Below are 25,632 nucleotides of genomic sequence, written 5' to 3'. Positions count from 1 at the left end.
TAAGGTGGAATTGCACAGAATTTTCAGTAAAAAAGGATACTTGCCACCTTAAATGGCAACAATATTCTGTCAATTCCGACAGAAATATGGTACAATTAAAAAAATGTATGTTTTTAAGGAGAAATCGTAAATGTCTATTAAAATTGGATTACTTGGCTTTGGTACAGTAGCTAGTGGTATTCCTTTCCTCTTGCAGGAAAATGGTGAAAAGGTTCTTGCAGCCTCACGTGATCAGCTTGAAATTGCAAAAGTTTTGGTCAAAGATGACGAGGAAAAAAATCGACTTCTTGCTGCTGGTAACGACTACAATTTTGTCACAAATGTTGACGAAATCCTTAACGACGATGACATTCAAATCGTGGTCGAATTGATGGGACGTATCGAGCCAGCCCGCACCTTCATCACTAAAGCGCTCGAAGCTGGTAAAAACATTGTTTCTGCCAATAAAGACTTGATTGCCACTCATGGAAAAGAGTTGATTACCCTTGCTCAAGATAAGGGTGTGGCTTTCTACTACGAAGCTGCCGTAGCTGGTGGTATTCCAATTTTGCGTACTTTGGCTAACTCTTTGACATCTGACAAGGTGACACGTATCCTTGGTGTGCTCAACGGAACATCTAACTTTATGATGACTAAGATGGTTGACGAAGGTTGGTCATACGAAGATGCCCTCAAGACTGCTCAAGAACTTGGTTATGCTGAAAGTGATCCAACCAACGACGTTGAAGGTATTGACGCTGCTTATAAAGCCGTTATCCTAAGCCAATTTGGTTTTGGTGCTACAATTGATTTTGACGATGTGTCTCACAAGGGAATTACGAACATCTCTACTGATGATGTAGCTGTCGCTCAAGAATTGGGTTATGTCATCAAATTGGTTGGTGATGTGCGTGAAGTAGAATCAGGAATTTCAGCAGAAGTATCACCAACATTCTTGCCAAAAAATCACCCACTTGCTAGTGTCAACGATGTTATGAATGCAGTCTTTGTTGAATCTATCGGTATTGGCGAATCAATGTATTATGGTCCAGGTGCTGGTCAAAAACCAACAGCAACATCTGTTTTGGCAGACATTATCCGTATTGCTCGTCGTCTTTCAGATGGCAATGTTGGGAAACCATTCAACGAGTTCCGTCGTGACTTGCCGTTGGCTAATCCAGCGGACGTTAAGAGCAACTATTACTTTGCCCTTGATACGCCAGACGAAAAAGGAAAAATCCTTCACTTGTCTCAAATCTTCAACTCAGAAGATATTTCATTTGAACAAGTTTTGCAACAAAAAGCAAATGGCACAACAGCTCGTATCGTTGTGATTACACATGCTATGTCTAAGACACAACTCCAAGCGGTTACTGAGAAACTTGAAGCAGCAGAAGACTTCACTGTTGTTAACACATTGAAAGTTTTGTCTAACTAATTGATAAGCCCGTATTGGTGCGTATAAGAAAGGTATCAAGGAGAAAAGTCGCTGATGGCTTTCCTCCTTTTGGTGTATTATTATGAAAATTACTGTTCCAGCAACATCTGCCAATATTGGTCCAGGCTTTGACTCTGTGGGTGTTGCCGTTTCTAAATATTTGACAATCGAAGTGCTTGAACCGGCAGATGCATGGCATATTGAACATGATTTGGGAGATATTCCGTCAGATGAAAACAATCTCCTCATTTCAACAGCCTTGCAAGTTAAGTCTGATTTGAAACCTCATAAATTGGTGATGACATCAGATATTCCCTTGGCGCGTGGGCTTGGTTCTTCAAGCTCTGTTATTGTCGCAGGGATTGAGTTAGCCAATCAATTGGCAGTTCTGAAGCTCTCGGACGATGATAAACTTGATATTGCAACCAAGATTGAAGGCCACCCAGACAATGTTGCCCCAGCTATCTTTGGAAATCTTGTTGTAGCCTCTTATGTGGATGAACATGTTAATAGCATCGTGGCAGATTTTCCGGAGTGTGCCTTTGTGGCCTTTATTCCGAGCTATGAACTCAAGACCTCTGATTCACGTGGGGTGCTTCCAAGTGACTTGCCTTACAAAGAAGCTGTAGCTGCATCATCCATTGCCAATGTTGCCATTGCTGCCCTCTTTGCAGGGGATTTGGTCAAGGCGGGACGTGCTATCCAAGGAGACATGTTCCACGAACGCTATCGCCAAAAATTGGTCAAGGAATTTGCGACCATTAAGGAATTGTCAGGCCAATACGGTGCCTATGCAACCTATCTCTCAGGTGCTGGTCCAACAGTAATGACTCTGACACCCAAGGACAAGTCTGCAGCCTTCAAAGCAGCTATCGATGGTCTTGGATTAGACGGTGAAACCTTCATCCTATCTGTGGATAAAGCAGGTGTTGTCGTTGACTAGAAAGAATCAAGGGTTGCTCTTTGGACTTGCAACCTATATTCAATGGGGATTTTTATCCCTTTTTTGGAAGCTTTTAGCAGGTGTTTCAGCCTATAATACCTTCTCATGGCGGATTGTCTTTACTGTAGTGACCATGCTGGTTTATGCGCTAATAGCTAAACAAAATACACGTTTTAAAGGGGAACTTGTGGAACTTTGGCAGGATAAGAAGGCCTTGCTTCGTATGCTGCTTGCCAGCTTTCTCATAGCAGCCAACTGGTTGATTTATATCTATGCTGTGGGTCATGGGCAAGCGACACAAGCTAGTTTAGGTTATTATATTATGCCTATTATTTCTATCCTGTTTGCTCTTATTTTTCTTCGAGAATCTCTGAGCAGAACCATGTGGGCAGCAGTAGTTTTAGCTTTTATAGGAGTATTGGTTCTTGTTCTTAATACAGGAAAACTTCCCATGGTTTCTTTAGGATTAGCCCTGAGTTTTGGTTTTTATGGCTTGATCAAGAAGGGGGTCAAGTTGTCTAGTGATGTGGCTATGTTAGTGGAAAGTGGTTTTCTTCTTCCTTTTGTAGTAGTCTATTTGGCCTTCTTTTCACCAGAGTCATTTTCCTCATACTCGAGCATGGAGATGTTTCTCCTAGCCATCTCAGGTGTGGTGACGGCTGTTCCCCTTCTCTGCTTCTCTGAGGCAGTTAAAAGGGCACCGCTTAACCTTATCGGCTTTATCCAGTACCTTAATCCTACCATTCAACTGCTTGTGGCTATTCTCATTTTTGGTGAGACTGTTACTATGGGAGAATTGAAGGGGTTCATCTTTATTTGGATAGCTATCTTGGTCTTCGTGACCGGTCAATTAGCGACTATTCGTAGAAGTTCCTGATGTCTGTCAGGGACTTTTTATGAGTTTGTTATAAAAAAGGCCAAGTTTATCTGACAATTTTAGAACTTTAAGATATAATAGTAGTATTAGATTAAAATAGCGGAGAATTTTATGCGAAAAATGAAAAAGCTTGTGGGCTATGTGTTCTTACTTGCTATCCCAGTTGTCATCGCTGCAGCCCTGTTTATCTATAACGGTTCAGGTTATCGCTTGTCAGAACAAGATGCAGCAGATGTTGCCTACAAAAATGCAGGTGTTAAAACCTCTGAGATTTCCCAATCAACAGTCTCAAAAACACGTACAGGCTTGCATGGCAGTTATAAGGTTAGTTTTACAACACCAGACAACCACTTTGATTACACCATTGATGGTCAATCTGGGTCTATTTTGAGTCAGAAGAGCGACCATCCAACTTCTAATGATGAAGATGATGCTCAAAAGACTGACGACGATAAAGACAAGACACAACCTAGCGAAGATAAAGATACCCCACCGGTATCTAAAGACGCCGCTCAAACGACAGCCCTTAATCATGCCGGCTTAGCTGCTGGTTCTGTTACGAACTTGACGACAGATTTGAAGACTGAAGGAGACGGTAAGGTTTATAATATCAGTTTTGATTACGCAGCTAGTGGTCTACGTTATAAATACGCAGTTAATGCCGAGTCAGGAGCTATCGTCGCCTACACAACAGAGTACATCTCAGGAAGCGCTGCAACCCCAGCCCAATAGCTTTTTAGTTGTCTGAAAACCTTCCGTAGTTGTTAGCAAAAGTCCTTGCATTTTCTCTGAAATGGTGTAAACTTAAGGTGAAAACGGTAACAGTATTTTCGAAAGTTACCCAAAATCAAGGAGGCTTTGACCATGAAAGAATTTCAAGCATTTAAAGACACGCTTAGCAACAAGGCTCTCAAAGCCATTTACGAAGAAAGTAAACTGGAAGTTCAAGATGAAACGACCGAAGGCACCGAAGCCTTCTCACTAGCCTTAGCAACCCAAATGGCTATCAATCTACTCGAAAGCTATGAAAAATGGCTTGAAGAAGAAAGAGCTAAGGAAGAAAAATAAGATGAAATCCTTGTCGACAGATAGGGGTTTTTCTAATGGGAATAAAATGAGGAATTGAATTCATGTTTAAAGGTGAAATCTGTAGTCTGACTTATTTGCAAATTCAGGGCCCCACAATTTCATTTGTCTTGGTCTTAAAATTGTGATAAAATAAGACCATTCAGAGGTGCTTTGAAACCCATTTGTCACAGGAAGCGGTGGTACTGAGAAATCCGCACAAATGTCAAAGCTGGTTGCTGATGGTCAAATTGAATCAAGAAAGCTGTGAGTGGTTACCACTCAAAACTGGGTGGTACCGCGGATACATATTCGTCCCTGTCATGGTTATGGCAGGGATTTTTTATAGCTTTTAAAGAAGCAAGACCGAAGGTCGCAGGTGAATTTAGAGATATTGATGCAGACGGAGCGAAAGCGAGGTCTACGTTCCTATCAGAGGAGGGTGACATGAAGCAATCTTTTGAGACCAGTAAATTGTACTATGGTTTTCCCATTTTTATCTTGGGTTACCAGGACCAGACCTATGGCTATAATGTGACGACTTGTAGTTCTTCTTATAGTCTAGGAGATTGGCTGGTCATTGGTGTTGGTGCTGAGGAAAATGCAGCTGACCAGATTAAGCATTATCAGAAGTTCACTGTGAACATCCCTGATGAAAACTTCATGCTTGAGATGGAACAGGCTGGTTTCATCAGCCATCGGGAAAAGTTGAAACACCTGGGGCTTGACTACGAGATTTCTGAACGGACCCAGGCACCGATTTTGGAGGCTTGTCCAGTCGTATTGGACTGTCAGGTAGATCGGATTATCGAGGAAGATGGCATCTGCCATATCTTTGCCAAGATTCTTGATCGACTGGCTAATCCAGAACTCTTGGACGATAAAGGCCATTTTAAAAATGACTGCTTTGCACCGACTTACTTTATGGGAGATGGTCATAAACGTGTCTATCGCTATCTAGATAATCGTGTCGACCCCATGGGAAGCTTTATCAAGAAAGCGAGGAAGAAGGATGACAAGAGCTGAGTTACCAGAACGAATTGAAACGGAGCGTCTGGTCTTACGAGTCCGTACAGTAGCTGATGCAGAGGATATCTTTGACTTTGCCAGTCTCCCAGAAGTCTCCTACCCAGCGGGCTTTCCGCCCGTTAAGACCTTGGAAGATGAGATTTATTACCTAGAACATATCCTTCCAGAGCGCAATCAAAAGGATAATCTCCCAGCAGGATACGGCATTGTAGTCAAAGGGACTGATACAATCATCGGCTCAGTTGATTTCAACCATCGCCACGAAGACGATGTGCTGGAGATTGGCTATACCTTGCACCCAGACTATTGGGGCCGCGGTTATGTTCCTGAAGCAGCGCGTGCCTTGATTGATTTAGCTTTTAAAGAACTGGGGCTTCATAAGATAGAATTGTCTTGCTTTGGCTACAATATCCAAAGTCAACGTGTCGCTGAGAAACTTGGTTTTACCCTTGAAGCTCGTATCCGAGACCGCAAAGATGCCCAAGGCAATCGCTGTGATGATTTGATATATGGCTTGCTGAAGAGTGAGTGGGAGGTGGATTGATGCATGTTTTCATCATTGGAGCTCCAGCTGCAGGGAAAATGACCATTGGTCAGGAACTTTCGAAACTCACCGGTGCGACTCTTTTTTTCAACCATCAACCAATTGATTTCGCACTCGAAATCTATCAGGATTTTACGGAAGAAATGTGGGAATTTGTTCGTAGCGTTAACTTTTCTTTTCTTGGAACAAGCGCCAGGCATCATCGGTCGGTGATTTTAACAGGTGTAACTGATTTTTCAAATCAATACCATCTTATGTATTTGAAGAATATTCAAGATTTATTAAATGAGTATCATCAAGAGATTCTCTTTGTTGAATTAGAAACGTCTCTTGAGGAGCGCTTACGTCGCAATCGAACGGAGAATCGGTTGAAATACAAACCCTTGAAACGGAATTTTGAGGTATCTGAAAGAGAAATTTTAGAGACTGATAAAACAGATCAACTTAATTCTCAAAAGCAACCGAGTGGTCTTCACCACTACCTGAAAATTGATAATACGAATCTGTCTGCAGAAGAAGCCGCAAAGCAGATTCAAGAAAAAATGAAAACAATAGAGAAAGGACACACACATGTCTAAAGAACTTTCACCTAAATACAATCCAGCCGAGGTTGAGGCTGGTCGTTACCAAAAATGGCTTGACGAAGATGTTTTCAAGCCTTCTGGCGATAAAAAAGCTAAGCCTTACTCAATCGTTATTCCACCACCAAACGTAACTGGTAAACTTCACCTTGGTCACGCTTGGGATACAACTCTTCAAGATATCATCATCCGTCAAAAACGTATGCAAGGTTTCGATACGCTTTGGCTTCCTGGTATGGACCACGCAGGGATTGCCACTCAAGCTAAGGTTGAAGCGCGTTTGGCTGAAGACGGCATTTCTCGTTATGACCTTGGCCGTGAAAAATTCCTTGATAAAGTTTGGGAATGGAAAGACGAGTATGCCTCAACTATCAAGCAACAATGGGGTAAGATGGGACTCTCTGTAGACTACTCTCGTGAGCGTTTCACCCTTGACGAAGGTCTATCAAAAGCTGTTCGTAAAGTCTTTGTAGAACTTTACAAAAAAGGCTGGATTTACCGTGGTGAATTTATCATCAACTGGGATCCAAAAGCTCGTACAGCCCTTTCTGATATCGAGGTTATTCACAAGGATGTCGAAGGTGCCTTCTACCACATGAACTACATGTTGGAAGACGGTTCACGTGCCCTTGAAGTGGCAACAACACGTCCTGAGACTATGTTTGGAGATACTGCTGTAGCGGTTAACCCAAATGATGACCGTTATAAAGATTTGATTGGTAAAAATGTTATCTTGCCAATCTTGAACAAGCCAATTCCAATCGTTGGGGACGAACACGCAGACCCTGAATTCGGTACTGGTGTGGTTAAAATCACTCCTGCTCATGACCCTAATGACTTCTTGGTTGGTCAACGTCATAACTTGCCACAAGTCAATGTCATGAACGATGATGGTACCATGAATGAATTGGCTGGCGAATTCAACGGAATGGACCGCTTTGAAGCACGCGAGGCCGTTGTTAAGAAATTGGAAGAAATCGGTGCCCTTGTTGAAATTGAGAAAATGACTCACTCAGTTGGTCACTCAGAGCGTACAGGTGTGCCTGTTGAGCCACGTTTGTCAACACAATGGTTTGTTAAGATGGACCAATTGGCGAAAAATGCTATCGCAAACCAAGACACAGACGACAAGGTTGATTTCTACCCACCTCGTTTCAACGATACCTTCCTTCAATGGATGGAAAATGTCCACGACTGGGTAATCTCTCGTCAGCTCTGGTGGGGTCACCAAATCCCTGCTTGGTACAATGCTGAGGGTGAAATGTACGTTGGTGAAGAAGCACCAGAAGGTGACGGATGGAAACAAGATGAAGACGTTTTGGACACTTGGTTCAGTTCTGCCCTTTGGCCATTCTCAACTATGGGTTGGCCTGATGTGGAAGCAGAAGACTTCAAACGTTACTTCCCAACGTCAACCTTGGTAACAGGTTACGATATCATCTTCTTCTGGGTGTCTCGTATGATCTTCCAATCATTGGAATTCACAGGACGCCAACCATTTAAGAATGTCCTTATCCACGGCCTTATCCGTGACGAGCAAGGACGCAAGATGTCTAAGTCACTCGGTAACGGTATTGACCCAATGGATGTTATCGAGAAATACGGTGCTGATGCCCTCCGTTGGTTCCTTTCAAACGGTTCTGCACCAGGGCAAGACGTGCGTTTCTCTTACGAGAAAATGGATGCGTCTTGGAACTTCATTAACAAGATTTGGAACATCTCTCGCTATATCCTTATGAACAATGAAGGTTTGACCTTGGATGCGGCGCGTGAAAATGTAGCCAAAGTGGCTGCTGGCCAAGCAGGTAACGTTACAGACCGTTGGATTCTCCACAACCTCAATGAAACTATCGGAAAAGTCACTGAAAACTTTGATAAGTTTGAGTTTGGTGTGGCTGGTCATATTCTCTACAACTTCATCTGGGACGAGTTTGCGGACTGGTATGTTGAGTTGACTAAAGAAGTGCTTTATAGCGATAACGAGGACGAAAAAGTCATCACTCGTTCTGTCCTTCTTTACACCTTGGACCAAATCTTGCGTCTCCTTCACCCAATCATGCCATTCGTAACCGAAGAAATCTATGGCCAAATCTCTGAAGGAACGATCGTGACTGCTGAATACCCAGTGGTTCGTCCAGAATTTGAAAACGAAGAAGCAGCAGCCGGCGTTGAAGCTCTCAAAGACGTGATTCGCTCAGTACGTAACTCACGTGCAGAAGTGAATGTGGCGCCAAGCAAACCAATCACTATCTTGATCAAGACAAGCGACAGCAAGCTCGATGCCTTCTTCAATGACAATGTCAACTACATCAAACGCTTCACAAACCCAGAACACTTGGAAATTGCAGCGGATGTAGAAGTACCTGACTTGGTTATGTCAAGCATCATCACAGGCGCAGAAATCTACTTGCCACTCGCAGACCTTCTCAATGTCGAAGAAGAATTGGCTCGTCTTGAAAAAGAATTGGCCAAATGGCAAAAAGAACTCGACATGGTTGGTAAGAAACTTAGCAACGAACGCTTCGTAGCCAATGCCAAACCAGAAGTCGTCCAAAAAGAACGCGACAAACAAGAAGATTACCAAGCTAAATACGATGCAACAGTTGTACGTATTGATGAGATGAAGAAGTTGGTTAAATAAACATAGAAACACGGCGGAATGCCGTGTTTTTTTGGTATAATGAAAATAAAGTGATAAAGTGGGTTATTAAATTGTCTATATCAGATATTGAGTTTGAACTTGGTGAGAAGCATTACCGTTACTTAAGACTGGCTATTGAACAGTTATCTGAAACGGATAAAACTTTTATTAAAGAGAATTTGTTAACGATTATTTCCGGACGTGACAGCTCCTTATCTTTGAAGGAGGAAGCAAGAGAATTGCTGAATTATCTTAGAAGAATTGACATTAACAAAAGAAATGGAGCAATAGCGGAATTAATCGTTATATGTTTATTGAGAACGAAAGGTTTTTCTCAAGAATATTGCTTTAGAAATTTAGAGGAAAATTCTGCTAAAAAAGGGTTTGACGGTCTTGTACTTGAGGGTGAAAAATTCTGGTTGTTAGAGAGTAAATCTAGTCAGATAGGACATAATAACAGTCATAGAAATACAATATACAGAGCATACAATGGGTTAAAGAAGCAATTGTCTGGTGAAAATGAAAAAATCAATAATCCGTGGCGGAATGCATATAATCATACAAAGATTGCCCAATCACCACATAGTTTAGTTAAAAAAGTTGCGGAATTATCAACAGACTATACTAATGGGAATTACTTTAAAATTGAGGATAATAACGTTATTATAGGATCGACGATTATACCGGATAAGAGAGGGAAACATCATATTAATGAAATTAATTTTGAGATTTCTACCTTAAATAATTTTATAAAAAACCATCAATCAAAAGATGAAATAATTATCGCAATTAATTTACAAACTATTGAAATTTTTTTGGAATACTTAGAGGAAATCATTGATGAGTAGCGATGGAAAAAGGACATTGACAACACTCTCTAAAAGAGAAGAGGTTGTAAATATTATCTTAGAATTATTGTTTATAAAAGAAAAATTAACTAATCGAGACGCAGAATATTTATTTGCAATATCATTGTTATTTATTGAAGAATTTGAAAAAAACAGATCCAGAAGTTATTATATAGAGTTTGCGTATTCAATTATTGTTAGAACATGCTTTAAAATCAATGATTACAGAGCTCTATACGATTTTTCAGTTAATTTTGGTTATTATCCAATTGCACGAAAACTTTTAAAAAGTGGTTTGGTAGATGAAGAAATATTGAATTATTTTCTTTCGGATTTAAAACTTGCTCAATTCTCAAACGGCGATAAAATGAACACGTTTGAACAAGATAAAGTATCCAAGGAAATCATTGCTTCAGAAAATAAAACATTTGCTTTTATTGCTCCAACATCATATGGAAAAAGCGAAATAATTTATCAACATATTTTAGAAAATAATGAGTTGGACAATATTGGAATTATAGTACCTACTAAAGCATTAATTGACCAAGTATTCCGAGAAGCAAAGAAGTTAAGAGAATTAAATAGAAAAATTATAACTCATGAACAGAATTATAATGATTCAGATCGACGAGTACTTGCGATTGTTACACAGGAGAGAGCGTTGCGATTAATTGAACAACACTTAATATTCGATTCCCTCTATATAGACGAAGCGCATGAACTGTTTAACTTTGATTTCGGTTTGAAACATTCAAATAGAAGCCTGTTATTAGCAAGATTACTTAAACTCAACAAGAAACTGAATCCTGAACTAAATATATACTATTTTTCGCCTCTAATTCAAAATGTTAATAATTTATTGTTAAAAAATGAAAAAGGAAATGTAGAGCAATATAAAATTAACAATAATTTAAAGGTCTTAGATATACGATATGTTAGTAATGCAAATGAACAGTTTGTTTTCGAGCAATATTTGGGTTCCTTTTTTAAATTATCTAATACGGAAAATAATTTAAAATATATTGTTAACTGTAGTAAAAATTACAAAAAAAATTTGCATTATTTATACAGGCCTATTTATATAGAACATTATGCTGAAGAATTATTTAACCAATTACCTGAGTATGATGAGTTACCAAAATCACTCGGTAATTTAATTGAAGAATTGAAGGATATAGTTCATCCTAAATTTAAGCTAATTGAATTTCTATCAAAAGGAATTCTATATCTACATGGTAGACTACCAAATAATATAAGGAATTACCTTCTGAAATGTTTTAGAGATGATACTTCAATTAAACATTTAATTGCCAATTCAGTTATTCTCGCTGGTATGAATATGCCTATTGACTCTTTATTTTTTATTTCAGGTTTCTCGGCTACTAATGAACTAATAAACTTAGTTGGTAGAGTCAATAGATTGAATGAGATTTTTTCAAATAATGGTAAACTAAATAAAATCTTAGTTCCTGTACACTTTGTGGAACTTGATAGCTATCCTCAAAATAAAAATGGTCAATTAAAGAAAACAGTTGAATCTTTACGAAGTAATATTAAGGATTCTGTAAAAAATCCACTATTAGAAAATTCTGTAGTGAATAAATCTAATTTAGAAAATTCTGAGAAAATTTTAGCTTTAGAAAGTAATATAGTTAATGATTTTGATAACCCTAGTTTTATTTCTCGTCTCACGAGATCTGGAGCTCAGCAACTATTAAATTATACTGATCTAGGTTTGATAAAATTAGAGAAAATTATATTTGAGACAGAAGTTATCCATAATGCTGATAATGTCTACAAAGAAATTTTGCTTAAAGTTAAGGAAGTTTTTTTGATAATTTTGTTTATGAAGGTGTCGATAGAGCTATAGACTATAGGTATTTTCATCCGAATAACAATGTCAAACGTTTGCGGTTTGAACCTACGATTAATTATTATTCAGGCTTTATTCCAAGTGCCTATTCTCCTCTAAAGGATAGAGTAAATAATTTAGTATCATATTGGAAAGATATTTTAAGTTCTCCTTCGGATCATAATGAAAATTTCATGCAATATGTGGGTAGCCAATTTGGAGAAAAGGCATATCAGTCGGATGATTATAATGATTCCCGGGCAAAAGTCTATATAGATTTAAATGACTATAAAACTAGAGAATATGACATGTATAACATCGCCATTATTAAACTCCAAACCGATGATGAATTTGTAGATTTTGAAATTGGTTTATTAGTAAATTCATTAAGAGAATTCAATATTATCTCAGATGATTTGTATAATTTGTTTATGTTTGGAACAAATGACATAAAAGAATTACAAATTTCGCAACTAGGATTAAGTAAAAATCTATATAATACACTAAAGAAAGATAACCAAATTCAAAACATAGAGTTTGATGATTTTTATAATCCAAGAGCAAATCACCATTTAAGAGAGTACATACTTTCTAAGCAAGGAATTGAAAAATTTGAATTAGAACAATATTTTTATAAACTATACAGAGTAGAGCTATATATCTTTTATTTTAGAAAGCAGGTTACTACATGACAAATTCTGTAAGTTCGAACCAAGCTGAGAAGTACAACATTGCAGCTTTCTTCTCAGGTGTTGGGGGAATTGAGTTGGGATTTGAACAGACCAACGAGTTCAGAGTGGTGTATGCCAATGAGTTTGATAAGTATGCGCGTCAGACTTATCAGTTAAACTATCCAGATACCTATTTGGATGGTCGTGATATTCACTACGTTCATCCAGAGGATATTCCCGCTGAGCGCGTTGATGTGATTATGGGGGGGTTCCCTTGTCAGGCCTTTAGTATTGCGGGTTATCGCAAGGGCTTTGATGATGATCGTGGAGATCTTTTCTTTGAGTTGCTTCGCATGATTGAGGGGCGTAAACCTCGTGCCATTTTCATCGAAAACGTTAAGAACATGGTCGGGCATGATCATGGCAATACCTTCAAGGTTATTCGTGAAGCCTTGACCGAGAACAATTACTTCATCAAGTGGAAGGTTCTCAATGGGAAAGACTATGGGAATATCCCTCAAAACCGTGAGCGTATCTATATTGTTGGCTTTGATACTAAAGAAGCCTATGATGTTTTTGAATTTCCTGAAGAAGTCAATTTGACAACTTCTCTGAGTGATGTTATTGATTTTGGTGCGGAGCCTGGTGAAGCATTCTATTACAGAGAAGGTAAGCAAAGATTCTATGATGAATTGAAAGAGTGTGTGACCAGTCAAGATACGGTTTATCAGTGGCGTCGTCAATATGTTCGTGAAAATAAGAATGGTGTAGTCCCTACTCTGACGGCAAATATGGGAACAGGCGGACATAACGTTCCATTAATCTTGACAGACAGTGGTGAGATTCGTAAGTTGACTCCGAAAGAAACCTTTAATGTTCAAGGGTATCCGAAATCCTTTAGACTCCCAGAGGGGGTTTCTAACGGTCAGCTGTATAAACAAGCCGGAAACAGTGTCGTTGTTCCTGTAATTAAACGCATCGCGGAGAATGTTGCCAAGGCCCTAAACAAAGGTGTAGGTAAATCTCAACATGATCGCTCAGGAAATATCGCAATTATCTATATCAAGATGAATGGACAATTTGAAGGCGAGTCGTATGTAAAAGATTTTGTAAATAATGAAGCCGATGCATACAAAAAAATTTATGAAGAATATGATGGCAATCTTGAAGTTATTACTGATAAACAGTATGAATCGTTGATTCGTAATAAAAAAAGTAAAGAGTTCTATATGCTGTCCATAAATAGATAATGAATCTATACGTTTCGTTTTTTCCAGCTAAAATTATGTTAGGTTATCTGAAAATCGTAGCAATTTAGCGTTTTACATCATTATTTAACGAATTATATAAGAAAGAGGACTAGTGAAAATCTAGTCTTCTTTTGATATACTTAAGCAAGAAGTGAGGATTGATTGATGTGGGAACACTTAAAACAAGAACAAAAAGAAAAATACAAGACTCTCATTACCAATTTTGCTAGTCTGAGTGAGGCCTTTTCACAAAAAGCAGAAGCAGATGAAAAGAATAGCACCGAAGATTTTGTAGCTCCAATTGTTAATTCTAAATTTCAGGAAACTGTTTTTCAAAGAGCTTTTCAAGCAGTTGGAGAGGATATTGCAAATACCTCCTATGATGCTTCGGTTGTCGTTGATGAGAAGCACAAATATCTCGTCGGAATCAAATCATTTGGTCTTAATTCAGGCGACCAAAAGATTGCTCAGTTTAAGAAAGACTCACAGTCTTGGAATGAATTACTAAGTGAAATTACTTTTTATGCTGAGATTTCTCCTGATAAAGAAAGTGCAGACAGGGAAAATTATGAGCGATATGAAAAATTAGCTCGAAAAATTGCAACTTTACGGAATCAACGAATTGAATCTTCCAAAGCATTGATTAAGGGTTTTAAGTCAGATTCAACTCATGTGGAGGCTGTGTATCATGTATTAATGCCGACACCAAAAGGTAGCGTCCCTCAAATTCATGTGGGCGAGACATCTTATTTACCAGTTGATTTGGATAACTTACAAATCAAAGGGTCGACCAATCTGAAAAATCCAACGAATTTTAGGTTTACTGACGGTCATCATGATTACAAGTATACTGCTGCAGATAGTCAGCTACATATGACTTTTAATAATAAGGAAATTATTGTCGATACTTGGGATGTACAGTATGTCGAAGACCCCTTTTATCTTTTTGAGAATCTTCATTTATTGACAGCAGATAAGAAAGCTCCTGATATTTTAGAAACTGTTTCTTGGGTAATCACAGATAAAAATGGGAATGTAGAAGAAAATTCTGGTTTTAATGGCTTTAATGGCGGATCTAAGTTAGCTAAGAAAGACCGTTTACCACGTATTATAAAATTTCAGAATCGCTTTAAAAACGAGTTATCCTCAGAGGAAATGGCTTTTGCGATATATTCATTAGAGGAGATTTTATTAAAGAGTTGGAAGACTAAGGAAGAAAAACATCAAATGAAGATTATTCGTGAGAAATTAGTAGATTTTGCTTATTCAAAGAATAATCAAGATTTAATCAAGAGTATTGAAAAGTTGGTTTACCGACCTGTGAGCGAGGTTTATATTCCAATCCCAGAATCAAACCATTTTCATGCCGAGAGACCAGATTTTTTGGAAAGAATATTGGGACGTTTAAACCTGGAACAAAGGAGCTCGCTCTTTCAAAAGAAAATCGAACGTTTAAGTTGAAATTTTTACCATCTGGAGATATTATTGATGCCTATATTAACCAAGAATCTGGGAAAGCAATCCAGTCTATAGATAAACAGGATATTCTTGGGAATTGGATTTTGAGAGGGGTCTTTCAACTTGCTGAACGAGAAATCCTAACGGCCCAACGTTTAGACGAATTAGAAATCAATGGTATTCGTCTCAGCAAATTCAAAAATGGAGAAATTGGTATTGAGTTTATCTGGATTGATGTTGATAATCCTCCATCTGATGCTATTGGATGGGTGGCGAAGGACAAATAATTATTTACAAATTTCTAAAATAATCACCCCCCCTTCAGCTTCCTTTAAGCAACCCAAGCTATACTATAATCATTCTAATAAGTATTGCTGAACATGGTTCGGTAGAACTCACACCTCTGACGATGAGTCAGACAGTGAAACTTTCTTTTTTCATAAATTTCCCAAACAAGTCTAACCTGCCATAGTTAGGCTTGTTTTTTTTGGAATTAGCAGATCAGCCTTTTCATTAAAAGTAAACGCTTACGCAAAATAGTGAAAACGTTAGGCAAAGTCAGTGAAAACGTCTAAAAAACCGTCAATTCGTTGACTTTCGTGGAAAATAGGACTAAAATAACAGGGTAAAAAAATTAAAAGGAGAATTCTACTATGAATTTAACTATCTTAGGCCTCGGTTTGGCCGTTATGGGTGTATCTATTGGTGAGGGTATCCTCGTTGCCAATGTCGCTAAAGCTGCAGCTCGCCAACCTGAGATGTTTAGCAAACTTCAAACATTGATGTTTACTGGTGTTGCCTTTATCGAAGGTACCTTCTTCGTATTGTTTGCCCTTAGCTACATTGTCTAATAGACAAATAAAAAGATGAAGGAGGGATGAGCAGTGGAAACTACAAGTAATCCAACCGTCTCATTATTTGGGATTGATTTTGACTTGACTGTCCTTGCCATGTCTCTCTTGACAGTAATTATCGTTTTTGGAGTGGTTTTCTGGTCAAGTCGTAAGATGACCATTAAACCAAAGGGAAAACAAAATGTACTTGAGTTTATCTATGAATTTGTGAACAGTACCATTTCTCAAAATCTTGGAAAGTTCACGAAGAATTATAGTTTACTCTTGTTTGTAATTTTCACCTTTGTGTTTACAGCAAACAACATAGGTCTGCTTGTATCTGTTAAAAGTGAGCATTACAATTTTTGGTCTTCTCCAACATCGAATTTCGGTGTTACTATCACTCTTTCTTTGATTGTTACCCTCATTAGTCATATTGAGGGGATTCGTAAAAAAGGGTTTAAAGGCTATCTCAAAGGCTACCTTTCACCATATCCAGCAATGCTCCCAATGAACATTTTGGAACAATTAACCAACCTTGCGTCATTGGCTTTGCGTTTGTTTGGTAACATTTATTCTGGTGAGGTACTAACTGGCTTGATTCTTCAATTGGTGACATGGTCTGTATTTGCAGCACCTGTATCCTTTGCTTTGAACCTTGTCTGGGTTGCCTTTTCAACCTTTATCGGTTTCATTCAAGCCTATGTCTTTATTATCCTAAGTTCAAACTACATTGGTGATAAAGTCAACGAAGAATAATTAAGAAAGGGAGAAATTAAATGTCATTACTGATTAATAGTACGACACTTGGTAATATTATTATTACGCTCGGCTCTGTTTTTCTCTTGTATTACCTCATTCGTAAATTCGCATGGGATCAAATTACAGGAATCTTTGCTGCTCGTGAAAAGAAAATTGCCACAGATATTGATAGTGCTGAAAATGCTCGTCAAGAAGCAGAAAGCTTGGCACAAAAACGTCAAGATGAGTTAGCTGGTGCTCGCACAGAAGCAGCTCAAATTATTGACGGAGCCAAGGAAACTGGTAAAACTCAAGAATCAAAAATCATTGCAGAAGCACATGATGAAGCTAAACGCTTAAAAGATAAAGCTAATCAAGACATTGCTCAAAGTCGTGTGGAGGCACTTGCTGGTGTTAAAGGTGAAGTAGCAGACTTGACTGTCCTCTTGGCAGAAAAAGTTATGAAACAAAACCTTGATGCCAAAGCGCAATCTGACTTGATTGATAGCTATCTTGATCAATTAGGAGATGCTTAATGGATAAGAAAACACAAGCTCTTGTTGAGCAGTATGCCAGAAGTCTGGTAGAAGTCGCTTTTGAACAAGACGCCGTGTCAACAATCCAAGAAGAAGTAAGGCAAATCCTAACCGTTTTTGCTGAAACAAAACTAAAAACCTTCTTGTCACAGGAAAATGTGACAAGCGAGGCTAAGAAAGAAAGTTTGAGTTTGTTTCAAGAGTCTTGTTCAGTATATATGAACAACTTTCTTGAGGTAATCTTACTTAATGACCGAGCTAACATTCTCTATGATGTGTTGAAGTTGGTCCTTAAGCTCTTTGATCAAGAAGACAATACTTACGATGTCACTGTGACCTCAGCAAGTCCCTTGTCTGAAGACCAAAAAGCACGACTTTTGGCGATTGTTTCACAAAAATTTGAGATTAAGACACGTCGTTTAGTAGAAAATATTGATGAGAACCTCATTGGAGGATTCGTCATCAAAGCAAAAAATAAGGTTGTTGACACGTCAATTCGTAGTCAATTGCAAGCCTTTAAAACGAATTTGAAATAGAAAGTGGTGTGACTTTTGGCAATTAACGCACAAGAAATTAGCGCTTTAATTAAAAAGCAAATTGAAAACTTCCAGCCAAACTTTGACGTCACTGAAACTGGTGTCGTTACCTATATCGGTGACGGTATCGCACGTGCTCGTGGTCTTGATAATGCCATGAGTGGTGAGTTGCTCGAATTTGAAAATGGTGCCTATGGTATGGCCCAAAACCTTGAAACTAATGATGTTGGTATCATTATCTTGGGGGATTTCGTTGCAATTCGTGAAGGCGATATTGTTAAACGTACTGGAAAAATCATGGAAGTTCCAGTTGGTGAAGCCCTTATTGGTCGTGTAGTAAACCCACTTGGGCAACCAGTTGATGGTCTTGGTGACATCGAAACAACAGGTTTCCGTCCAGTTGAAACACCTGCTCCAGGTGTTATGCAACGTAAATCAGTTTCTGAACCATTGCAAACTGGTCTTAAGGCCATCGATGCCTTGGTTCCAATTGGACGTGGTCAACGTGAGTTGGTTATCGGGGACCGTCAAACTGGTAAAACGTCAGTAGCCATTGATGCAATCTTGAACCAAAAAGGTCAAGATATGATCTGTATCTACGTGGCTATTGGTCAAAAAGAATCAACTGTCCGTACACAAGTAGAAACGCTTCGTAAACATGGTGCTCTTGATTACACAATCGTTGTGACTGCCTCTGCATCACAACCATCACCATTGCTTTACATTGCGCCTTACGCTGGTGTAGCAATGGCCGAAGAGTTTATGTATAATGGCAAACACGTCTTGATTGTTTATGATGATTTATCTAAACAAGCCGTGGCTTATCGTGAACTTTCATTGCTTCTCCGTCGTCCACCAGGTCGTGAAGCCTATCCAGGGGATGTCTTCTATCTCCACTCACGTCTTTTGGAACGTTCAGCTAAGGTTTCAGATGATCTTGGTGGTGGTTCAATCACTGCCTTGCCAATCATCCAAACGCAAGCCGGTGATATCTCAGCTTATATCGCAACAAACGTTATTTCTATCACAGATGGACAAATCTTCTTGCAAGAAAACTTGTTTAATTCAGGTATTCGTCCAGCCATTGATGCAGGTTCTTCTGTATCACGTGTAGGTGGATCAGCGCAAATCAAAGCGATGAAGAAGGTTGCAGGTACGCTTCGTCTTGACTTGGCTTCATATCGTGAACTTGAAGCCTTTACGCAATTTGGTTCAGATTTGGATGCTGCAACTCAAGCGAAATTGAACCGTGGTCGTCGTACAATCGAAGTTTTGAAACAACCGCTTCATAAGCCACTTCCAGTTGAGAAACAAGTTGTTATCCTTTACGCTTTGACACACGGTTTCTTGGATAGTGTTCCGGTTGATCAAATCTTGGATTTTGAAGAAGCACTTTATGACTACTTTGATAGCCATCATGAAGACGTCTTTGAAACTATCCGTAAAACTAAGGATCTTCCTGAGGAATCTGTACTTGATGAAGCTATCCAAGCTTTCAAAGATCAGTCAGAATACAAATAGAAATAGGGAGGACAGCATATGGCAGGCTCTCTAAGAGAAATCCAAGCAAAAATTGCTTCAACTAAGAAAACGAGTCAAATCACAGGAGCCATGCAAATGGTTTCTGCCTCAAAATTGACACGTTCTGAGCAAGCTGCTAAAGATTTCCAAATCTATGCCTCAAAAATTAGACAGATCACAACAGATCTTCTACATTCAGAATTGATTAATGGTTCATCAAATCCAATGTTGGATGCACGTCCAGTTCGTAAGACAGGTTACATTGTCATTACTTCAGATAAGGGATTGGTTGGAGGTTACAATTCAACAATTCTTAAAGCTGTTTTGGACATGATTAAGCGTGACCATGATTCTGAAGATGAATATGCTATCATTTCTATTGGTGGAACAGGGTCTGATTTCTTCAAAGCCCGTAACATGAATGTTGCTTTTGAACTTCGTGGCCTTGAAGATCAACCTAGTTTTGATCAAGTCGGTAAAATCATTTCCAAAGCTGTAGGAATGTATCAAAACGAACTGTTTGATGAACTTTATGTGTGTTACAACCACCACGTCAACAGTTTGACTAGTGAAGTTCGTGTGGAACAAATGCTTCCTATTGCTGATTTGGATCCTAATGAATCTGAAGGTCATGTATTGACCAAATTTGAGTTGGAACCAGATCGTGATACTATTTTGGATCAACTCTTACCGCAGTATGCTGAGAGTCTTATCTACGGTGCTATCGTAGATGCCAAAACAGCTGAGCATGCAGCTGGTATGACTGCAATGCAGACTGCCACTGATAATGCTAAGAATGTGATTAACGATTTGACAATCCAATACAACCGTGCGCGTCAAGCTGCCATCACTCAGGAAATCACTGAAATTGTTGGTGGTGCTAGTGCACTTGAATAGCTAAAGATTTGTCTTATTTGACATACAAGAAAAAGGGATGATTGTCATCCAGAAAACTATCATAAGGAGAAAACAATGAGCTCAGGCAAAATTGCTCAGGTTGTTGGTCCTGTTGTAGACGTAGCGTTTGCAGCTGGTGAAAAGCTTCCTGAGATTAACAATGCATTGGTCGTTTACACTGATGAAGAAAAGTCTAAACGTATCGTGCTCGAAGTAGCTCTTGAACTTGGAGAAGGTGTGGTTCGTACCATTGCCATGGAATCTACTGATGGATTGACTCGTGGACTAGAAGTTCTGGACACAGGTCGTCCAATCAGTGTTCCAGTTGGTAAGGATACTCTTGGACGTGTCTTTAACGTCCTTGGTGATACGATTGACTTGGATGCACCTTTTGCAGATGATGCAGAGCGTGAACCAATTCATAAGAAAGCACCAACCTTTGATGAATTGTCAACATCTACTGAAATCCTTGAAACAGGGATTAAAGTTATCGACTTACTTGCCCCTTACCTTAAAGGTGGTAAAGTCGGACTTTTCGGTGGTGCCGGTGTTGGTAAAACCGTTCTTATTCAAGAGTTGATTCACAACATCGCCCAAGAGCACGGTGGTATTTCCGTGTTTACAGGTGTTGGTGAACGTACACGTGAAGGTAATGACCTTTACTGGGAAATGAAAGAATCAGGCGTTATTGAGAAAACAGCCATGGTCTTTGGACAAATGAATGAACCACCAGGAGCACGTATGCGTGTTGCCCTTACTGGTTTGACAATTGCGGAATACTTCCGTGATGTCGAAGGTCAAGACGTGCTTCTCTTCATCGATAACATCTTCCGTTTCACTCAAGCAGGTTCTGAGGTTTCTGCCCTTCTTGGTCGTATGCCATCAGCCGTTGGTTATCAACCAACACTTGCTACTGAAATGGGTCAATTGCAAGAACGTATCACATCAACTAAAAAAGGTTCTGTTACATCAATCCAAGCCATCTATGTTCCAGCCGATGACTATACTGACCCAGCGCCAGCTACAGCATTTGCTCACTTGGATTCAACAACCAACCTTGAACGTAAGTTGACACAAATGGGTATCTACCCAGCCGTTGACCCATTGGCATCAAGTTCACGTGCCCTTTCACCTGAAATTGTTGGTGAAGAACACTATGCTGTTGCGACTGAAGTTCAACGTGTGCTTCAACGTTACCGTGAATTGCAAGATATTATCGCTATCCTTGGTATGGATGAATTGTCAGACGAAGAAAAGACATTGGTTGGACGTGCACGTCGTATCCAATTCTTCTTGTCACAAAACTTCAACGTTGCTGAACAGTTCACAGGTCAACCAGGTTCTTATGTACCAGTTGCTGAAACTGTTCGTAGCTTTAAAGAAATTCTTGAAGGTAAGTATGACAATCTTCCTGAAGATGCCTTCCGTAGCGTAGGCCCAATTGAGGATGTAGTAGCCAAAGCTAAAGAAATGGGCTACTAATGAGGTGAAGATATGGCACAAATGACCGTACAAGTGGTAACTCCAGATGGTCTTAAATACGACCACCACGCCAACTTTATCCATGCGGTTACTAAAGATGGTCAAATTGGTATTTTGCCAGGCCATATTAACTTGATTGCACCACTTGAAGTGGATGAACTCAAGGTTCGTCGTGTGGATGATGAAAACCACGTTGACTGGATTGCCGTAAATGGTGGTATTATTGAAGTCAAAGATGACCTCATTACTATCGTTGCCGATTCAGCTGAACGTGAACGCGACATTGACGTTTCTCGTGCCGAACGTGCCAAGCAACGTGCCGAACGTGACTTGGAAGAAGCAACTAAATCTGATCGTGTTGACGAAGTTCAACGTGCTCAAGTTGCTCTTCGTAGAGCACTTAACCGTATCAGTGTCGGTACTAAATAAGAGTAAAGAAAACGAGACTTTGTTCTCGTTTTTTTATATGAGTTAAAAGAGTGCGGTGTTGATTGAAGACTATAGAGCCGTATTAGTAAGAGTTGCATCAAAAAGGCTTTATTATAAGGTGATTTGAAAAAATTTAATGTTTGAAAACGGTTAATTAAGCTTTTGCTTTAGTTTAAGGTATCAAAGTGTTATAATATAAGCTGTTAGCTTTGTGTTTTTTGTAAACTATAGAGTGACGTAATAGAAAGTATGAGTTTTTTAAGATATGAAAATTGAAAAGAAGCATCTTTTGGACTATACCATCTTAATACCTTATTTAATCTTGTCCGTAGTCGGTTTGATTGTGGTATATTCAACGACGAGTGCTCGTTTAGTAAGTTTTGGTGCTAACCCATTTGCATCCGTCATCAACCAAGGAGTCTTTTGGCTAGTGTCCTTATTTTTTATCTTTTTCATCTATCGGTTGAAATTGAATTTCCTCAGAAAAGATAAAGTTTTAGGAACCGTTATTTTATTTGAAGTTCTTCTTCTGGTTGTTGCTAAGTTTTTTACCAAAGAAATTAATGGTGCTAATGGGTGGATTGTACTTGGGCCCTTGTCATTCCAGCCAGCAGAGTACCTTAAGATTATTGTAGTTTGGTTTTTAGCACACACATTTTCAAAGAAACAGTCTGCGATAGAACGCTATGATTATCAGGCCTTAACTAAGAATAGATGGATCCCTAGAAAACGTAGTCAACTTAATGACTGGCGGTATTATTTATTGGTTATGATTGGCTTAGTTGCCATCCAACCTGACTTGGGGAATGCGGCCATTATTGTATTAACAACGGTCATTATGTTCTCAATTTCAGGGGTTGGGTATCGCTGGTTTACAGCTCTTTTTGCTAGTATTGTTGGTCTGTCATCTGCATTTCTGGGACTAATCGCTTTGGTTGGGGTAAAAACCATGTCCAAAGTACCAATCTTTGGTTATGTTGCCAAGCGTTTTGCAGCCTATTTTAATCCTTTTAAGGATTTAACAGGTTCAGGTCTTCAGTTATCCCATTCTTATTATGCTATGAGTAATGGGGGTTGGTTCGGTCTTGGCCTCGGAAATTCAATTGAGAAAACAGGTTATCTACCGGAAGCTACAACTGACTTTGTCTTTTCAATTGTTATCGAAGAATTAGGTCTTATTGGTGCAGGTTTAATCCTTGCTCTGCTTTTCTTCCTCATTCTTCGGATTATGATTGTAGGGGTTAAGGCTAGAAATCCATTTAACTCTATGATGGCTCTTGGCGTCGGTTCCCTTTTGCTTATGCAGGTTTTTGTCAATATCGGAGGAATCTCAGGTTTGATTCCATCCACAGGGGTTACCTTCCCTTTCCTTTCACAAGGTGGTAACTCGCTTTTAGTGACATCAGTCGGGATTGCTTTTGTCTTGAATATTGCTGCTAACGAAAAGCGTGACAATATTGTTCAAGCCATTGAAGAAGAGTTGAGCCAGACACAGGAATTAGAAAAACAAGACGAAAAAATAGTACCTCTAAGAAGAAGCCGTTGAAGTTCGGCTTCTTTTTGCATGTAGGTAAAGAAGATAGATGATATAAGGGTGTCAGTAATGTAATGGTACGAGAGTATCATCTCTTAATGAAAAATTCATGATGGCTTCTAAATAAAAAGAAAATCTGAAAACCATATAAAATACTTGCAATTCTATGACATTTTGATAGAATAGTAGAGTAAAGTTAGACTGTATTGCCTACTGTCTATCTATAAAATATATTTTATTGGAGGCTTTTCCTAAATGGCAAAAGAAAAATACGATCGTAGTAAACCACACGTTAACATTGGTACAATTGGACACGTTGACCACGGTAAAACTACTTTGACAGCTGCTATCACAACTGTTTTGGCACGTCGTCTTCCAAGCTCAGTCAACACACCAAAAGACTACGCTTCAATCGACGCTGCTCCAGAAGAACGCGAACGCGGTATCACAATCAACACTGCACACGTTGAGTACGAAACTGCTAAACGTCACTACGCTCACATCGATGCGCCAGGACACGCGGACTACGTTAAAAACATGATCACTGGTGCCGCTCAAATGGACGGTGCGATCCTTGTAGTAGCTTCTACTGATGGACCAATGCCACAAACACGTGAACACATCCTTCTTTCACGTCAGGTTGGTGTTAAACACTTGATCGTCTTCATGAACAAAGTTGACTTGGTTGACGATGAAGAATTGCTTGAATTGGTTGAAATGGAAATCCGTGACCTTCTTTCAGAATACGATTTCCCAGGTGATGAAATCCCAGTTATCCAAGGTTCAGCACTTAAAGCTCTTGAAGGTGATACTAAATACGAAGATATCATCATGGAATTGATGGATACTGTTGACGATTACATTCCAGAACCAGAACGTGACACTGATAAACCATTGTTGCTTCCAGTCGAAGATGTATTCTCAATCACTGGTCGTGGTACTGTTGCTTCAGGACGTATCGACCGTGGTGTTGTTCGTGTCAATGACGAAGTTGAAATCGTTGGTATCAAGGAAAAATCCAAAAAGCAGTTGTTACTGGTGTTGAAATGTTCCGTAAACAACTTGACGAAGGTATTGCCGGTGATAACGTCGGTGTCCTTCTTCGTGGTATCCAACGTGATGAAATTGAACGTGGTCAAGTATTGGCTGCTCCTGGTTCAATCCACCCACACACTAAATTCAAAGGTGAAGTTTACATCCTTTCTAAAGAAGAAGGTGGACGTCACACTCCATTCTTCAACAACTACCGTCCACAGTTCTACTTCCGTACAACTGACGTAACAGGTTCTATCGAACTTCCTGCAGGTACTGAAATGGTTATGCCTGGTGATAACGTGACTATCGATGTTGAATTGATTCACCCAATCGCCGTTGAACAAGGTACAACATTCTCTATCCGTGAAGGTGGACGTACTGTTGGTTCAGGTATCGTATCTGAAATCGAAGCTTAATTAATATTAAGTTCCCAATACAATTATTCGTCAGACAATAATGGCTCTTTGTCAACTGTAGTGGGTGACGAAAAGCTAACATCTAGAGAGAACCTGATAGGTTTTCTCTTTTTGTATGTTCAGAGTGATGAAAACACGCTTCCTAAAGTTAATAAAGTTTCTAAAACCGAAGCCCAGACGTTTAATATCTTTGATAAGCTTATTGGTGCCCTCCAATTTTGCATTTGAGTAATGTGTTTCTAGCGCATTTTTGATGTATGGTTTGTGTCTAAGGAAGGTCCTAAAGACAGTTTTGAAGTAATGATTAACCTTGCTTATATTCTCCTCTATGAGCTCAAAAAACTCATCTACCCTCTTCTCCTGAAAGTGAAACAGCAACAGCTGATAGAGGTTATAATAATTAGCGAGTTCTTCTGAGAAATTCAGTGTCTTCTTAACGACTTCATGTGGACTTAAGGTTTGACCAAAGGTCTTCGAGTGAAATGACTTACAAGAT

At 39.2% G+C, this 25,632-nt stretch carries 22 protein-coding genes and 3 pseudogenes; 24 read left to right on the top strand and 1 reads right to left on the bottom strand.

The genetic code is table 11. The features are described 5' to 3' along the window. Positions 1 to 130 precede the first annotated feature (130 nt). The 24 genes and pseudogenes from HSISS3_RS07320 to tuf all read left to right on the top strand — a co-directional run bounded on the left by HSISS3_RS07320 (position 131) and on the right by tuf (position 25,136). Complete coding sequence (locus tag HSISS3_RS07320; protein ID WP_021152248.1) at positions 131 to 1,417, top strand: homoserine dehydrogenase; 1,287 nt, start codon at positions 131 to 133, stop codon at positions 1,415 to 1,417. A gap of 82 nt (positions 1,418 to 1,499) precedes the next feature. Continuing rightward, positions 1,500 to 2,360, top strand: a complete 861-nt coding sequence (gene thrB / locus HSISS3_RS07315) for a homoserine kinase (RefSeq protein WP_021152247.1) — start codon at positions 1,500 to 1,502, stop codon at positions 2,358 to 2,360. Continuing rightward, the gene (gene rarD / locus HSISS3_RS07310; RefSeq protein ID WP_021152246.1) at positions 2,353 to 3,237 is read left to right on the top strand and encodes an EamA family transporter RarD; all 885 of its coding nucleotides are present in this window, start codon (positions 2,353 to 2,355) and stop codon (positions 3,235 to 3,237) included. Before thrB ends, rarD begins: the two co-directional genes overlap by 8 nt. Positions 3,238 to 3,348: 111 nt before the next feature. After that, complete coding sequence (locus tag HSISS3_RS07305; protein WP_021152245.1) at positions 3,349 to 3,969, top strand: PepSY domain-containing protein; 621 nt, start codon at positions 3,349 to 3,351, stop codon at positions 3,967 to 3,969. 132 nt (positions 3,970 to 4,101) lie between these two features. Then, entirely contained in the window at positions 4,102 to 4,305 is a 204-nt protein-coding gene (locus HSISS3_RS07300; RefSeq protein ID WP_021152244.1) for a hypothetical protein, read from the top strand. Positions 4,306 to 4,749: 444 nt separating this feature from the next. Further along, a complete protein-coding gene (locus tag HSISS3_RS07295) occupies positions 4,750 to 5,328 on the top strand; it encodes a flavin reductase family protein (protein WP_021152243.1) in 579 nt (192 codons plus the stop codon). Then, positions 5,315 to 5,875: a GNAT family N-acetyltransferase gene (locus HSISS3_RS07290; RefSeq protein WP_021152242.1), complete on the top strand. Its 561-nt coding sequence runs from the start codon at positions 5,315 to 5,317 to the stop codon at positions 5,873 to 5,875. The genes HSISS3_RS07295 and HSISS3_RS07290 overlap by 14 nt, the downstream gene beginning before the upstream one ends. Further along, entirely contained in the window at positions 5,875 to 6,453 is a 579-nt protein-coding gene (locus tag HSISS3_RS07285) for an AAA family ATPase (protein ID WP_021152241.1), read from the top strand. Before HSISS3_RS07290 ends, HSISS3_RS07285 begins: the two co-directional genes overlap by 1 nt. Beyond that, positions 6,446 to 9,097 (top strand): valine--tRNA ligase, encoded by a 2,652-nt coding sequence (locus HSISS3_RS07280; protein ID WP_021152240.1) that lies wholly within the window; start codon positions 6,446 to 6,448, stop codon positions 9,095 to 9,097. The genes HSISS3_RS07285 and HSISS3_RS07280 overlap by 8 nt, the downstream gene beginning before the upstream one ends. A 71-nt stretch (positions 9,098 to 9,168) precedes the next feature. Beyond that, positions 9,169 to 9,945, top strand: coding sequence for a hypothetical protein (locus tag HSISS3_RS07275; RefSeq protein WP_042772080.1), 777 nt, complete (start codon positions 9,169 to 9,171; stop codon positions 9,943 to 9,945). Next, positions 9,938 to 11,815: a DEAD/DEAH box helicase gene (locus HSISS3_RS07270; RefSeq protein ID WP_021152238.1), complete on the top strand. Its 1,878-nt coding sequence runs from the start codon at positions 9,938 to 9,940 to the stop codon at positions 11,813 to 11,815. Before HSISS3_RS07275 ends, HSISS3_RS07270 begins: the two co-directional genes overlap by 8 nt. Positions 11,816 to 11,853: 38 nt before the next feature. Beyond that, positions 11,854 to 12,489: a hypothetical protein gene (locus HSISS3_RS12340; protein WP_240472083.1), complete on the top strand. Its 636-nt coding sequence runs from the start codon at positions 11,854 to 11,856 to the stop codon at positions 12,487 to 12,489. Further along, on the top strand, positions 12,486 to 13,718 hold the full coding sequence (locus tag HSISS3_RS07265; RefSeq protein ID WP_021152236.1) for a DNA cytosine methyltransferase: 1,233 nt from the start codon (positions 12,486 to 12,488) through the stop codon (positions 13,716 to 13,718). The genes HSISS3_RS12340 and HSISS3_RS07265 overlap by 4 nt, the downstream gene beginning before the upstream one ends. 165 nt (positions 13,719 to 13,883) lie before the next feature. After that, positions 13,884 to 15,463: pseudogene (locus tag HSISS3_RS07260) on the top strand (hypothetical protein). Positions 15,464 to 15,829: 366 nt separating this feature from the next. Beyond that, complete coding sequence (locus tag HSISS3_RS07255; RefSeq protein WP_004183077.1) at positions 15,830 to 16,027, top strand: F0F1 ATP synthase subunit C; 198 nt, start codon at positions 15,830 to 15,832, stop codon at positions 16,025 to 16,027. Between the two features lie 33 nt (positions 16,028 to 16,060). Further along, positions 16,061 to 16,768 carry a F0F1 ATP synthase subunit A gene (atpB, locus tag HSISS3_RS07250; protein ID WP_021152233.1) on the top strand — a complete coding sequence of 236 codons (708 nt, stop codon included), beginning with the start codon at positions 16,061 to 16,063 and terminating at the stop codon, positions 16,766 to 16,768. A 20-nt stretch (positions 16,769 to 16,788) separates the two neighbouring features. Then, positions 16,789 to 17,286, top strand: a complete 498-nt coding sequence (gene atpF, locus HSISS3_RS07245) for a F0F1 ATP synthase subunit B (RefSeq protein WP_002887571.1) — start codon at positions 16,789 to 16,791, stop codon at positions 17,284 to 17,286. After that, positions 17,286 to 17,822, top strand: coding sequence for a F0F1 ATP synthase subunit delta (locus HSISS3_RS07240; protein ID WP_008533962.1), 537 nt, complete (start codon positions 17,286 to 17,288; stop codon positions 17,820 to 17,822). Before atpF ends, HSISS3_RS07240 begins: the two co-directional genes overlap by 1 nt. 15 nt (positions 17,823 to 17,837) lie before the next feature. Continuing rightward, positions 17,838 to 19,343 (top strand): F0F1 ATP synthase subunit alpha, encoded by a 1,506-nt coding sequence (gene atpA / locus HSISS3_RS07235; RefSeq protein ID WP_008533963.1) that lies wholly within the window; start codon positions 17,838 to 17,840, stop codon positions 19,341 to 19,343. A gap of 18 nt (positions 19,344 to 19,361) precedes the next feature. After that, on the top strand, positions 19,362 to 20,240 hold the full coding sequence (locus HSISS3_RS07230; protein ID WP_002887573.1) for a F0F1 ATP synthase subunit gamma: 879 nt from the start codon (positions 19,362 to 19,364) through the stop codon (positions 20,238 to 20,240). Positions 20,241 to 20,315: 75 nt separating this feature from the next. Further along, on the top strand, positions 20,316 to 21,722 hold the full coding sequence (gene atpD, locus HSISS3_RS07225) for a F0F1 ATP synthase subunit beta (protein ID WP_002887574.1): 1,407 nt from the start codon (positions 20,316 to 20,318) through the stop codon (positions 21,720 to 21,722). 12 nt (positions 21,723 to 21,734) lie between these two features. Further along, positions 21,735 to 22,151, top strand: coding sequence for a F0F1 ATP synthase subunit epsilon (locus HSISS3_RS07220; protein ID WP_002887575.1), 417 nt, complete (start codon positions 21,735 to 21,737; stop codon positions 22,149 to 22,151). A gap of 265 nt (positions 22,152 to 22,416) precedes the next feature. Continuing rightward, complete coding sequence (locus tag HSISS3_RS07215) at positions 22,417 to 23,697, top strand: cell division peptidoglycan polymerase FtsW (RefSeq protein ID WP_021152232.1); 1,281 nt, start codon at positions 22,417 to 22,419, stop codon at positions 23,695 to 23,697. 243 nt (positions 23,698 to 23,940) lie between these two features. Beyond that, positions 23,941 to 25,136: pseudogene (gene tuf, locus HSISS3_RS07210) on the top strand (elongation factor Tu). A gap of 82 nt (positions 25,137 to 25,218) precedes the next feature. Here the strand turns inward: tuf and HSISS3_RS11725 are convergent. Next, positions 25,219 to 25,632 (bottom strand): annotated as a pseudogene (locus HSISS3_RS11725) (transposase); the annotation flags it as partial.

Origin of the sequence: Streptococcus sp. HSISS3, from assembly GCF_000448605.1 — a bacterium.
GTDB lineage: Bacteria > Bacillota > Bacilli > Lactobacillales > Streptococcaceae > Streptococcus > Streptococcus raffinosi.
This window is presented reverse-complemented; position numbering and strand designations above follow the sequence as displayed.